This is a genomic window from Streptomyces sp. 3MP-14 (assembly GCF_006334905.2).
GTDB classification, from domain to species: Bacteria; Actinomycetota; Actinomycetes; order Streptomycetales; family Streptomycetaceae; genus Streptomyces; species Streptomyces triticirhizae.
The window spans coordinates 185718-199003 of record NZ_VDLZ02000004.1 but is presented as its reverse complement, the minus strand read 5'-3'; the positions used below and the strand labels follow the sequence as shown (position 1 = coordinate 199003).

At 73.2% G+C, this 13286-nt stretch carries 9 protein-coding genes; 5 read left to right on the top strand and 4 right to left on the bottom strand.

The annotated features are described in order from the left end of the window. Positions 1–26 precede the first annotated feature (26 nt). From FH609_RS07635 to FH609_RS30950, 3 genes are read right to left on the bottom strand one after another with little or no spacing between them, the layout of a single operon-like run. Positions 27–467: a hypothetical protein gene (locus FH609_RS07635; RefSeq protein ID WP_139666506.1), complete on the bottom strand. Its 441-nt coding sequence runs from the start codon at positions 465–467 to the stop codon at positions 27–29. After that, positions 464–1603 (bottom strand): molybdopterin-dependent oxidoreductase, encoded by a 1140-nt coding sequence (locus FH609_RS07630; RefSeq protein ID WP_405378844.1) that lies wholly within the window; start codon positions 1601–1603, stop codon positions 464–466. The genes FH609_RS07635 and FH609_RS07630 overlap by 4 nt, the downstream gene beginning before the upstream one ends. Then, positions 1600–3048, bottom strand: a complete 1449-nt coding sequence (locus FH609_RS30950; protein ID WP_319789582.1) for a hypothetical protein — start codon at positions 3046–3048, stop codon at positions 1600–1602. Before FH609_RS30950 ends, FH609_RS07630 begins: the two co-directional genes overlap by 4 nt. 134 nt (positions 3049–3182) lie before the next feature. Here FH609_RS30950 and FH609_RS07620 point away from each other — a divergent pair, with 134 nt between their 5' ends. Both FH609_RS07620 and lgt read left to right on the top strand, forming a co-directional pair. Then, the gene (locus tag FH609_RS07620; protein WP_193317808.1) at positions 3183–3935 is read left to right on the top strand and encodes a DsbA family protein; all 753 of its coding nucleotides are present in this window, start codon (positions 3183–3185) and stop codon (positions 3933–3935) included. A gap of 83 nt (positions 3936–4018) precedes the next feature. Then, complete coding sequence (gene lgt / locus FH609_RS07615) at positions 4019–5140, top strand: prolipoprotein diacylglyceryl transferase (protein ID WP_139666507.1); 1122 nt, start codon at positions 4019–4021, stop codon at positions 5138–5140. Between the two features lie 727 nt (positions 5141–5867). Here lgt and FH609_RS30945 read toward each other — a convergent pair. Continuing rightward, positions 5868–6032 carry a hypothetical protein gene (locus FH609_RS30945; RefSeq protein ID WP_193317809.1) on the bottom strand — a complete coding sequence of 55 codons (165 nt, stop codon included), beginning with the start codon at positions 6030–6032 and terminating at the stop codon, positions 5868–5870. A gap of 53 nt (positions 6033–6085) precedes the next feature. On the opposite strand from FH609_RS30945, the gene FH609_RS07610 reads away from it, so the two are divergent. The 3 genes from FH609_RS07610 (at position 6086) to FH609_RS07600 (ending at position 13212) form a co-directional block, all read left to right on the top strand. Continuing rightward, a complete protein-coding gene (locus FH609_RS07610; protein WP_139666508.1) occupies positions 6086–6787 on the top strand; it encodes a VIT1/CCC1 transporter family protein in 702 nt (233 codons plus the stop codon). Between the two features lie 403 nt (positions 6788–7190). Beyond that, on the top strand, positions 7191–11759 hold the full coding sequence (gltB, locus tag FH609_RS07605; RefSeq protein ID WP_139666509.1) for a glutamate synthase large subunit: 4569 nt from the start codon (positions 7191–7193) through the stop codon (positions 11757–11759). Further along, on the top strand, positions 11752–13212 hold the full coding sequence (locus FH609_RS07600; RefSeq protein ID WP_139666510.1) for a glutamate synthase subunit beta: 1461 nt from the start codon (positions 11752–11754) through the stop codon (positions 13210–13212). Before gltB ends, FH609_RS07600 begins: the two co-directional genes overlap by 8 nt. Positions 13213–13286: the final 74 nt, after the last annotated feature.

Genomic DNA, 13286 nt, shown 5'->3' with positions numbered 1-13286 from the left:
GGGGGAGTACGCACACCCCGGCCGCGCTACCCGCGCCCCCGCCGCGCGCCCCGCGCCGCCCACCGTTGCCGCGCCACCCCCGCCGCCGTCAGCAGCGCCACCACGCCCAACGCCACCGCCAGCCCGCGCGGATAGTCCAGCGGCAGCGACGTCGGATAGCGCGCCTCGTTCCGCCGCAGCAGCGGCGGCAGTGCCACCAGCACCAGACAGCCGCCCGTCAGCAGCCCCGCGCGCAGCGCCCCGCGCCCCGGCACCCGCCGAACCGCCCACCCCACCAGCAGCACCAACGGCACCAGCAGCAGGTCGTGCGCCAGCAGCACCCCCAGCAGCCAGCCGCCCACCCGCGCCGGAACGCCCTCGTCCGTGCCCGTCCACAGCAGCCGGACGCCCGCCGCCAGCAGCACCAACCCGGCGGCCGACAGCGCCAGTTGACCGGCGCGCACCCACCGCGCATCCTCGCCGCTCACCGCAGCACCTCGATCCGCGCCACCCACTTCGTCTGCCACACCCCGGGCCGGTTCGGCGCGATGATCCGCGCCGGAAAGCCGTGGTCCAGGCTCAGCACCTCCCCGTTGACCCGCAGCGCCAGCAGCGTCAACGGGTCCCGGACATATCCGGCCGGCATCTCCATCACCCGGTAGCCCCCGCTGCGCTGCGCCGAGACCACCCGCACCGACGCCCCCTCGGCCGCGCCCACCCGGCGCAGCAGGTCCGAAAGCCGCACCCCGGTCCACTCCGCCGAGGCGCTCCACCCCTCCACACACGCGATCGGCAGCCGCTCCGTGTGCTGCGGCAACGCCCGCAACGCGCCCAGCGACAGCCGTTCCTCGCGCTCCCCGACCACCGTCAACCGCCAGTCGGGAGAGGTCAGTTCCGCCGCGTCGACCCCGGCTGCCGCCGCGCTCCGGTTGATCGGCAGGCCCTGCGTGGTGCCCGCCGTGCCCGGCTCCGGATCGCGCGGCGCCAACAGGTTCAACGGGCGCAGCGGCGTCGCCGTCTGCCCCACCGTCGTCAGCGTCACCGCCGCCACCCCCGCGCCCATGCCCCGCAGCAGCGACCTGCGGTCCGCCTCGACCGGATCGCCCGCCACCCGCCGCCAGCCCGCCACCACAAGACCCAGCCGCACCCCCACATGCAGCAGCAGCGAACCGGCCAACACCCAGGCCAGCGCCCAGTGCACCGGCTTGAACGGAAACGGCCACGGATACCACTGGGTGATGTTCGTCAGGCCCAGCAGCACCTCCAGCAGCGCCGCCGAGACCAGCACCGCGATCGACAGCCGGTCCAACGCGTTCGCCACCGACCGCACCGGCGGCCAGACGAACAGCCGGGGATACACCACCCACAGCTTCACCAGCAGCAGCGGCACCAGCGCGATCCCGCACGCCACATGGAGGCCCTGCGTCACCCGGTAACCCCACACCGGCCGGGTCGGCAGCAGCGGCGCCAGCCAGCCCGGCGGGGTCTGCACCCCGTGGCTGACCAGCCCCGTCAGAAAGCAGACCAGCACCCCGAGCCCCAGCCAGCGCCCCACCGCCGTCGCCGTCCGCGCGTCGTGCAGCCGTTCGCTGAACCGGGGCAGCGGCGGCGCCGGCAGCCTCACCAGGTCGTCCGATACAGGTGGTTGACCAGCAGCGCCATCACCACCTGGGCCGCCAGCCACCACCGCGCCCGCCGCCGCGGCAGCAGCGCCGTCACCGGCAGCAGCCACACCACGAACGGCAGCCAGATCCGCTCCGTCTCCGCCTTGCTCATCCCCGACAGGTCCGCCACCAGCAGCGCGCCCACTGCCGAGGCCACCAGCACCACCAACGCCCGGTACCCCTCGGGCGCCCGCCGCCCCGGCGCCAACCCCCGCAGCGAGCCGACCAGTCGAGGCCCCCACTGCCACAGCGCCGCCGCCGTCGCCAGCCCCACCGTCAACACCTGCGCGGCGACGTTCGCCCACACGAAGTACCCGTAGGGGCGCTGGCCGCCCGCGCCCGCGAAGTACCGCTCGACCAGCACCTGATAGCCCTCGTACCACCAGAAGCCCCCGGCCGTGAACGCCACCACCCAGACCGCCACGCCCCACAGCACATACGGCACCGGCCGCCACTCCCGCGTCAACAGCAGCACCGCCACCCCGACCAGCGCCATCAGCGTCAACCCGTAGGACAGGTAGCACAGCAGCCCGAACAGCAGGCCCGAACCGAACGCCGCGCCCCGCCAACGCCACCCCGGCGCACGCCCCCGGCCGCGCGCCGCCAGCGCCAACAGCGCCACCGCCCAGGCGCCCACCGCCGCGAAGTACGCGTCCGCCGACACCCCCAGCCACACCGCCGCCGGCGCCCACACCAGGAACGGCGCCGCCCGCCGCGCCAGCCGCTCCCCGGCCAGCAGCCGCACGGTCACCAGCACGGCGGCCGGCACGCTCGCCGCCCACAGCACGCAGAACATCGACGCCCAGATCCCGCCGTGCAGCCCGATCCGGTCCAGCAGCGCGAACGTCAACGTCGCGCCCGGCGGATGACCGGCCACATGCGCCGGCCAGTTGTCCACCGCGTCGATCGGGATGCGCGCGACAAAGCCGTCCAGGAAGTGGCCCCAGCCCGGCATCGCGTTGATCTCGTCGACCGACCGCAGATACTCGTGCTTGGTCTCCAGGTTGTTGACCACGCCCCGGTGCCAGCCGTCGATCCACGCCAGCACCAGCAGCCAGCCGGTCGACGCCGCCCAACTCGCCACCAGCAGCGCCCGCCACGGCAGCCGGCGCGCCACCGTCGGCCCGTAGAGCACCCCGAGCCCCGCCGCCAGCAGCGCCGGAACCGTCCCGGGACCCAGGTGCGGCGACCAGCTCGCCAGCAGCGGCGGCGACTGGAGCCGCAGCCGGTCGCCGTCGTTGAGCGCCGTGCCGATCACCGCCGACGCGGCGAAGAGCACCGCAGCGACCGCCGCCGCCACCAGTTCCCCGCGCCACCCCGCGTCCGGCGGCTCGCCGGCCGCCGGCGCGGGCGGCGGACCCGCCCCCACCTCGTCCTTCACGTCCTGCTCGGTCACCTGCCGCACGCCCGGGGGCTCAACGCTCGGAGATCTCACACCAGGGGGAACGACCGCCCCCGGGCCGCGTCACCGACCCCCGCCCGGCTGGACGCGCCCGTTCCGGGGCGTGTCCTGGCCGGCCCGGTGTCGTTTGGCCAGGCGTGAGCGCACGGAACCGACAACAACAGCAGCAGGCACAGCGCAGCGCCAGGGAGCGACTGCGGGAGGAACGCGAGCGGCAGCGCGCCGGGGAACGCCGGCTGCGGCTGGTCAAGATCGGCGGCATCGCCGCGCTGGTCCTGGCCATCGCGGCGGGCGCCGGCTTCCTGGCGGCCGGCAGCGGCAACGACGACGACAACGCGGGCCCGGCGGCCGCCCCCATCGCCGTCGGGGAACGCTCGGCACCCGCGGTGCTGACCGTCTACGAGGACTTCCGCTGCCCGGCCTGCGCCCAGTTCGAGAACGCGTTCCGCTCCACCATCAACGAGCTGACCGAGGCCGGCCAGCTCCGCGTCGACTACCACCTCGTCACCATCATCGACGGCAACATGCGCGGCAGCGGCTCCCGTTACGCCGCCAACGCCGCCGCCTGTGCCCGCGACCAGGGCGCCTTCCCCCAGTACCACGACGTGCTCTTCCAGAACCAGCCGGCGGAGACCGACGACGCCTTCGCCGACAAGTCCCGGCTGATCGAGCTGGCCCGGGAGATCGAACCGCTCGACAACGAGACCTTCCGCGCCTGCGTGCAGGACGGCACCCACGACGACTGGGTGAGCCGCTCCAACGCGGACTTCCTGGACGGCGAGTACAACGCCACCCCCACGGTGTTGCTCAACGGCGAGCGCCTGGGCCAGGGCGGCGACCCGTTGACCCCCGAGCACCTGCGGGAACGCGTGGCCGAGCTGGTGGGCTGAGCCGGGAGGGCAGGACACGGTTCGGTTAAGCGGCCCTCCGGATTCCATGGGGGACCCGGGGGCACGGTAGCGTCGGCTGCACCATGGAGATCCTTGCCGCTATCCCCAGTCCAGGCACCAGCGAGATCGAGCTGGGGCCCCTGCCGTTGCGCGGCTATGCGCTGTGCATCATCATCGGCGTCTTCCTGGCCATCTGGCTGGGCGGCCGACGTTGGGTACAACGCGGAGGCCAGCCGGGCACGGTGGCCGACATCGCCGTCTGGGCGGTGCCGTTCGGCCTGATCGGCGCGCGGATCTACCACGTGGTGACCGACAACCAGCTGTACTTCGGCGAGGGGCGCGACCCCGTCGACGCGTTCAAGATCTGGGACGGCGGTATCGGCATCTGGGGCGCGATCGCCGGCGGCGCGTTCGGCGCCTGGATCGCCTGCCGCCGACGCGGCATCGCGCTCCCGCCGATGGCCGACGCGATCGCCCCCGGCATCGCGTTCGCCCAGGCCATCGGGCGCTGGGGCAACTGGTTCAACCAGGAGCTGTACGGCCGCGAGACCGACCTGCCGTGGGCCGTCGAGATCGACAACGGCCTGGACACCGGGACGTTCCACCCGACGTTCCTCTACGAGTCGCTGTGGTGCCTGGGCGTCGGCCTGCTGGTGATCTGGGCCGACCGCAGGTTCCGGCTGGGCCACGGGCGGGCGTTCGCGCTGTATGTCGCGGCGTACACAGTCGGCCGGTTCTGGATCGAGTACCTGCGGATCGACGAGGCGCACGAGTTCCTGGGCCTGCGGCTCAACAACTGGACGTCGATCGTCGTCTTCCTGGCCGCCGTCGCCTACCTCGTCCTCTCCGCCCGCAGCCACCCCGGCCGCGAGGAGAACGTCGAACCCCGCCCCGACGGCGAGGACGGCTCCGACGCGGACGGCTCCGGCGCCGAGGGCGCCGAAGCCGAGGCGGACGGGGGCGCGGCCGGCGCCGAGGACGCGGAGCCGTCGTCGGCGGAGCCGTCCGCCGACGGCGAGGACGCGAAGCCCGGGAAGGCCCAGGCCACGACCCTGGAGAAGGCGAAGCCTTCGGCGGAGCCGGACGCGGAGGAGTCAGCGGACCGCTCCGAGGAGACCGCCGACGAGCCGGCCACCAAGGACGAATCCGAGACCGCCGAGAACGCCGACGAGGGCATCACGACGGCGAAGTCCGCCGAGAAGTAAACGACGCGGCCTGGCCGGTGGCCCAGCGCCCAGGCGCGGCCTCGGCCGTGCTGCCCCAAGCGGGCGGGCGCCTCGCGCGAAGCCTCGCGCCCCCGGCTTGGCCGCGCGCAGCGCGGCTGCGCGATGCGCAAGCTGTTGTCCCCGCGCGAGCGGCCCTGTCCGCAGTGCGCGGTGCGGCAGCACACCGGGTGGATTCGATGAACGCCTCGCCGGCTTTACGCGGTCACGCACCAGCCGTGATCCCCGGCCCTCGTGGGAGACACCGCAAAGCCCATGCCCCGCTCGCGCTGAGAGCCCCACGCAGCCGGGTGCCGCACCCGGCGTGATGCGCCCGCCGCCGCGCCGCCCACCCACCGGGCGAGCTGCCCCGCGCGGAGCGCGCCCGCGCAGACGCCGCGCCGCGCACGGCGCCGCATCCGCCACGCGCCAAGCGCCGCGCGCATCGCGCGCCCCCGCGCCGGCGCGAGTTTGTGCACACGCCGAGTCGCGCCCGACGCCCCGTCCGCCACGCCCCATGCGGCAGCGCGAACCGCGCGCACGCGCCCGCCTGCGCCGACCTGCGCGCCGCGTAAAGTTCGCGCCGGCGCGAAGCCGCCCGCGCGCAGCGCGAAGCCCGTACTCCGCGCGGCAGCGCGAAGCGCGCATCGTGCCCCGCGCGCCCCGCGCGGCAGCGCCTCCCGCTAAGCCGCGCACAGCGCGAAGCCGCCCGCGCGGCAGGCGCCTCCCGCTAAGCCGCGCGCAGCGCGGCTGCGCCGTCCGCCCGCACCCCGCGCGGCAGCGCGCCCCGCACCCCGCGCGGCAGCGCGCCCCGCGCCTCCCGCCAAGCCGCGCGCAGCGCGGCTGCGCGGTCCGCCAGCACGCCGCGCTTCGCGCGGCCCCGCGGAAGGATCATGGTGGGTGCCGCGTTGCGAATGTGGCGGGACGGGCGAGCGAAGGAGACGTGAGATGGCCGGGGCCGAGGCGCACCACCAGCATCGGGACGTGCAGGGCGGCTGGCTGCGGCCCGCCGTCTTCGGGGCCATGGACGGCCTCGTCTCCAACCTCGGCCTGATCAGCGGCGTCGCCGGCTCCTCCGCGTCCTCGCAGACGATCGTCGTCGCCGGAATGGCCGGCATGGCGGCCGGCGCCTTCTCGATGGCGGCGGGGGAGTACACATCCGTGGCCGCCCAGCGCGAGCTGGTCCTCGCCGAACTGGCGGTGGAACGCGCCGAGTTGACCCGGCATCCGGAGGACGAGCTGGCCGAGCTGGCCGGGGTGTTCGAGGCCAGGGGCGTCGAGCCCGGCCTGGCCCGCGAGGTGGCCAGGCAGCTGTCGGTCGATCCCGAGCAGGCGTTGGAGATCCACGCCAGGGAGGAGCTGGGCGTCGGCCCGGCCGACCTGCCCTCGCCGCTGGTGGCGGCGGCCTCCTCGTTCGGCGCCTTCGCGCTGGGGGCGCTGCTGCCCGTGGCGCCCTATCTGCTGGGCGCCGCCTCGCTCTGGCCCGCCGTGCTGGTGGCGCTGGTCGGCCTGTTCGTCTGCGGCGCGCTGGTGGCCCGGGTCACCGCGCGGCCCTGGTGGTTCAGCGGCCTCCGGCAGCTGGCGCTGGGCGCCGCCGCGGCCGGGCTGACCTATCTGCTGGGCACGGTCTTCGACACGGCCGTCGGTTGACCTACCCTGGACCACGGCCTCACCGAGAACCACCCGAGACCCCCCGAGACCGGTCAAGACCGTTCAAGATCGGTCCGAGTCGGGAATACGCCGTTCATGGGCCCCGTTGGTCCATTTGGCGTGCTTCGAGGTGAGCTTTTGTTTCTCGCTGGTTTCACTTCGAGGACGACGGGCATGTGCCAGGACGCCCTACGGACAGCGGCGTCCGCGGCGTCAGGCGATCAGGAGGGGTCATTCCGGCCCAACTCCGGCGCGTTCCCCCAGAACAAAGTCCGTATCGTGGACTGCGGTATCCGCTTCCCGGGAATCGGGTCATCGTGTAACCTGCGTGAAAATTTAAGCAACGCCAGGGCCAACGTCGTCCCTCGGAAGCCAACAGACCAAGACGACGACGGGAGAGCCGATGCGTTCTGCGTCCCACCCGGTTAAGCAGGGGATGTACGACCCGCGCAACGAGCACGACGCATGTGGCGTCGGCTTCGTGGCCACTCTCACCGGCGAGGCCAGCCATCAGCTGGTTGACCAGGCGCTTTCCGTCCTGCGCAATCTCGAACACCGTGGGGCCACCGGCTCTGACCCGGACACCGGCGACGGTGCCGGCATCCTGATCCAGATCCCGGACGCTTTCCTGAGGGAGAACGTCCCCTTCGAACTGCCGCCCGTCGGCGGCTACGCCGTGGGTCTGGCCTTCCTCCCCACCGACGAGGCCGAGCGGAACGCCGCCGTCGCCCGGGTCGAGGAGATCGCCGAATCGGAGAGCCTCTCCGTTCTGGGCTGGCGCGAGGTGCCCGTCGCCCCGCAGCTGCTGGGCGCGGCGGCCCGCGAGACGATGCCGGTCTTCCGGCAGCTCTTCGTCGCCGACGCCGCCGCCGAGGGAGAGGCCGCGCGCACCGGTCTCGACCTGGACCGCATCGTCTTCGCGCTGCGCAAGCGCGCCGAGCGAGAGGCCGGGATCTACTTCCCCTCGCTCTCCAGCCGCACGATCGTCTACAAGGGGATGCTGACCACCGGGCAGCTGGAGCCGTTCTACCCGGACCTCTCCGACCGCCGGCTGACCAGCGCCATCGCGCTGGTGCACTCGCGGTTCTCCACCAACACCTTCCCGTCCTGGCCGCTGGCCCACCCGTACCGCTTCGTCGCGCACAACGGCGAGATCAACACCGTGCAGGGCAACCGAAACTGGATGCGCGCGCGGGAGTCGCAGCTGGCCACCGGGCTGTTCGGGGACCCCGAGCGGCTGGAGCGGGTCTTCCCGATCTGCACGCCCGAGGCGTCCGACTCGGCGACGTTCGACGAGGTGCTGGAGCTGCTGCACCTGGGCGGCCGTTCGCTGCCGCACGCGGTGCTGATGATGGTGCCCGAGGCGTGGGAGAACCACCCCTCGATGGACCCGGCCCGGCGGGCGTTCTACCAGTACCACTCCACGATGATGGAGCCCTGGGACGGCCCGGCCTGTGTCACGTTCACCGACGGCGTCCAGGTCGGCGCCGTGCTGGACCGCAACGGGCTGCGCCCCGGCCGCTACTGGGTCACCGACGACGGCTTCGTGGTGCTCTCCTCCGAGGTCGGCGTGCTGGACATCGACCAGGCCAGGGTGGTGCGCAAGGGCCGCCTCCAGCCGGGCCGGATGTTCCTGGTGGACACCGCCGAGCACCGGATCATCGAGGACGACGAGATCAAGGAGGCGCTGGCCGCCGAGCACCCCTACGCGGAGTGGCTCCAGGACGGCCTGATCGAGCTGGCCGACCTGCCGCAGCGCGAGCATGTGGTGCACACCCACGCCTCGGTCGCCCGCCGCCAGCAGACCTTCGGGTACACCGAGGAGGAGCTGCGCGTCCTGCTGACGCCGATGGCGAGGACCGGCGCCGAGCCGATCGGCTCGATGGGCACCGACACCCCGATCGCCGCGCTCTCCGACCGGCCCCGGCTGATCTTCGACTACTTCACCCAGCTGTTCGCGCAGGTCACCAACCCGCCGCTGGACGCGATCCGGGAGGAGCTGGTCACCTCGCTGCTCTCCGCGCTCGGCCCGCAGGGCAACCTGCTGGAGCCGACGCCCGCGTCCTGTCGCAGCGTGACGCTGCCGTTCCCGGTGATCGACAACGACGAGCTGGCCAAGCTCATCCACGTCAACGCCGACGGCGACCTGCCCGGCTTCGCCGCCACCACGCTCTCCGGGCTGTACCGGGTCGCCGGCGGCGGCGAGGCGCTGGCCCGGCGGCTGGACGAGATCTGCGCCGAGGCCGACGCGGCCATCGCCGAGGGCGCGCGGGTCATCGTGCTCTCCGACCGGCACTCGGACGCCGAGCACGCGCCGATCCCCTCGCTGCTGCTCACCTCGGCCGTGCACCACCACCTGATCCGCACCAAGCAGCGCACCCAGGTGGGGCTGCTGGTCGAGGCGGGCGACGTGCGCGAGGTGCACCACGTGGCGCTGCTGATCGGCTACGGCGCCGCCGCCGTCAACCCGTACCTGGCCATGGAGACCGTCGAGGACCTGGTCGCCCGGGGCACCTACCTGCCGGACGTGGACGCCGAGACCGCCATCGGGAACCTGATCAAGGCACTCGGCAAGGGCGTGCTGAAGGTGATGTCCAAGATGGGCATCTCCACCGTCGCCTCCTACCGGGGCGCGCAGGTCTTCGAGGCGATCGGCCTGGACGAGGCGTTCGTTGACCGGTACTTCCACGGCACCACCACCAAGATCGGCGGCGCGGGCCTGGACGTGATCGCCCGCGAGGTCGCCGCCCGGCACGCCAAGGCGTACCCGGCCTCGGGCGTGGCGTCGGCGCACCGCACCCTCGACATCGGCGGCGAGTACCAGTGGCGCCGCGAGGGCGAGCCGCACCTGTTCGACCCGGAGGCCGTGTTCCGGCTCCAGCACTCGACGCGCGAGGGCCGCTACGACATCTTCCGCCAGTACACCCAGCGGGTGAACGAGCAGGCCGAGCGGCTGATGACGCTGCGCGGGCTGTTCCGGCTCAAGGAGGGCGCCCGCCCGCCGGTGCCGCTGGAGGAGGTCGAGCCGGTCAGCGAGATCGTCAAACGGTTCTCCACCGGCGCGATGAGCTACGGCTCCATCTCGCGGGAGGCGCACGAGACGCTGGCCATCGCCATGAACCGGCTGGGCGCCAAGTCCAACACCGGCGAGGGCGGCGAGGACCCGGAGCGGCTGGTCGACCCGGAGCGGCGCAGCGCGATCAAGCAGGTCGCCTCGGGCCGGTTCGGCGTCACCAGCGAGTACCTGGTGCACGCGGACGACATCCAGATCAAGATGGCGCAGGGCGCCAAGCCCGGCGAGGGCGGCCAGCTGCCCGGCCACAAGGTCTACCCGTGGGTCGCCAAGACCCGGCACTCCACGCCGGGCGTCGGCCTGATCTCGCCGCCGCCGCACCACGACATCTACTCGATCGAGGACCTGGCGCAGCTGATCCACGACCTGAAGAACGCCAACCCGGCGGCCCGCATCCACGTGAAGCTGGTCTCCGAGGTCGGCGTGGGCACCGTCGCCGCCGGCGTCTCCAAGGCGCACGCCGACGTGGTGCTGATCTCCGGGCACGACGGCGGCACCGGCGCCTCGCCGCTGACCTCGCTCAAGCACGCGGGCGGGCCCTGGGAGTTGGGCCTGGCCGAGACCCAGCAGACGCTGCTGCTCAACGGGCTGCGCGACCGCATCGTGGTGCAGACCGACGGCCAGCTGAAGACGGGCCGGGACGTGCTGATCGCGGCGCTGCTCGGCGCCGAGGAGTACGGCTTCGCCACCGCGCCGCTGGTGGTCTCCGGCTGTGTGCTGATGCGGGTCTGCCACCTCGACACCTGCCCGGTCGGCATCGCCACCCAGAACCCGGAGCTGCGCTCGCGGTTCACCGGCAAGCCCGAGTTCGTGGTCAACTTCTTCGAGTTCATCGCCGAGGAGGTCCGCGAGCTGCTGGCCGAGCTGGGCTTCCGCAGCCTGGCCGAGGCGGTCGGACACGCCGAGCTGCTGGACGTCTCCCGGGCGGTCAACCACTGGAAGGCGCAGGGCCTGGACCTGGCCCCGCTGCTGCACGTGCCGGACCTGCCGGAGGGCGCGGCCCGCCGCGCGGTCGTCGAGCAGGACCACGGGCTGGCCAAGGCGCTGGACAACGAGCTGATCCGGCTGGCCGCCGACGCGCTGTCCGCCGAGCGGGCCGAGGACGCCCAGCCGGTGCGCGCGCAGGTCGCCGTCCGCAACATCAACCGCACCGTCGGCACCATGCTCGGCAACGCGGTGACCAGGCGGTTCGGCGGCGCGGGGCTGCCCGACGGGACCATCGACATCACCTTCACCGGCTCGGCCGGCCAGTCGTTCGGCGCCTTCGTGCCGCGCGGAGTGACGCTCCGCCTGGAGGGCGACGCCAACGACTACGTCGGCAAGGGCCTCTCGGGCGGCCGGCTGGTGGTCCGGCCGGACCGGGGCGCCGACCACCTGCCGGAGTTCTCCACCATCGCCGGCAACACCATCGCCTACGGCGCGACCGGCGGCGAGATCTTCCTGCGGGGCCGGGTCGGCGAGCGGTTCTGCGTCCGCAACTCCGGCGCCACCGTCGTCGCCGAGGGCGTCGGCGACCACGGCTGCGAGTACATGACCGGCGGCCGGGCCGTGGTGCTGGGCGACACCGGGCGGAACTTCGCGGCCGGCATGTCCGGCGGCGTCGCCTATGTGGTCGATCTCGATCCGGACCTGGTCAACGACGGAATGGTGGCGATCGAACGGCTGGACGCCACCGATCAGGAGTGGCTGCGCGACGTGCTGCGTCGCCACGCCGAGGAGACCGGCTCCACCGTCGCCGACCGGCTGCTGAAGGACTGGGACAGCGCGCTGGCCCGGTTCAGCAAGATCATGCCCACCACCTACAAGGCCGTGCTCGCCGCCAAGGACGCCGCCGAGCGAGCGGGACTCAGCGAGTCCGAGACCCACGAGAAGATGATGGAGGCGGCGACCCATGGCTGATCCGAAGGGCTTTCTCACCACCCGGCGCGAGGTCGCCGAGACCCGCCCGGTCGCCGAGCGCGTCGGGGACTGGAACGAGGTCTACGTTCCCGGTTCGCTGCTCCCGGTGATCAGCAAGCAGGCCGGCCGCTGCATGGACTGCGGGGTGCCGTTCTGCCACAGCGGCTGTCCGCTGGGCAACCTCATCCCCGAGTGGAACGACTACGCCTACCGGGGCGACTGGGCGGCGGCCAGCGAGCGGCTGCACGCCACCAACAACTTCCCGGAGTTCACCGGGCGGCTGTGCCCCGCGCCCTGCGAGTCGGCCTGTGTGCTGGGCATCAACCGCCCGGCGGTCACCATCAAGAACGTCGAGGTGACCATCATCGACAAGGCGTGGGAGGCCGGCGACGTCACCCCGCAGCCGCCGGAGAGGCTCTCCGGAAAGACCGTCGCCGTGATCGGCTCGGGCCCGGCCGGGCTGGCCGCCGCCCAGCAGCTCACCCGCGCCGGGCACACCGTCGCGGTCTACGAGCGGGCGGACCGGATCGGCGGGCTGCTGCGCTACGGCATCCCCGAGTTCAAGATGGAGAAGCGCCACCTCAACCGCCGCATCGAGCAGATGCGCGCGGAGGGCACCAAGTTCCGCACCGAGGTGGAGATCGGCCGCGACCTGACCGCCACCAAGCTCCGCAAGCGCCACGACGCCGTGGTGATCGCCGCCGGCGCCACCACCGCCCGCGACCTGCCCGTTCCCGGGCGGGAGTTGAACGGCATCCACCAGGCCATGGAGTACCTGCCGCTGGCCAACAAGGTGCAGGAGGGCGACCTCACCCGTTCCCCGATCACCGCCGAGGGCAAGCACGTCGTCGTCATCGGCGGCGGCGACACCGGCGCCGACTGCGTGGGCACCGCGCACCGGCAGGGCGCCGCCTCCGTCACCCAGCTGGAGATCATGCCGCGCCCCTCCGAGGAGCGGCAGCCGCACCAGCCGTGGCCGACGTTCCCCATGCTCTACAAGGTGACCTCGGCGCACGAGGAGGGCGGCGAGCGGGTCTACTCCGTCTCGACCACCCACTTCGAGGGCGACGAGGACGGCAACGTCCAGTGGCTGCACCTGGTCGAGGTGGAGTTCAGGGACGGGAAGCTGGAGCAGAAGCCCGGCACCGAGCGGCGCATCCCGGCGCAGCTGGTCACCCTGGCCATGGGCTTCACCGGGACCGACCAGGAGAACGGCCTGGTGCGGCAGTTCGGCCTGGAGCTGGACGCCCGGGGCAACATCGCGCGGGACGCCAGTTACGCGACCAATGTCGACGGCGTGTTCGTCGCCGGCGACGCCGGCCGTGGCCAGTCGCTGATCGTCTGGGCGATCGCCGAGGGCCGCGCGGCGGCCCGGGGCGTGGACCGGTACCTGACCGGCGAGTCCGCCCTGCCGTACCCGATCAGGCCGACCGACCGCTCGCTGGCGGTCTGAACCACCCGCCGGTCCCCGCCCGTTCGGGGGCCGGCCCCCATCCGTGCCGCACAACGACGTGCGGACACTGACGG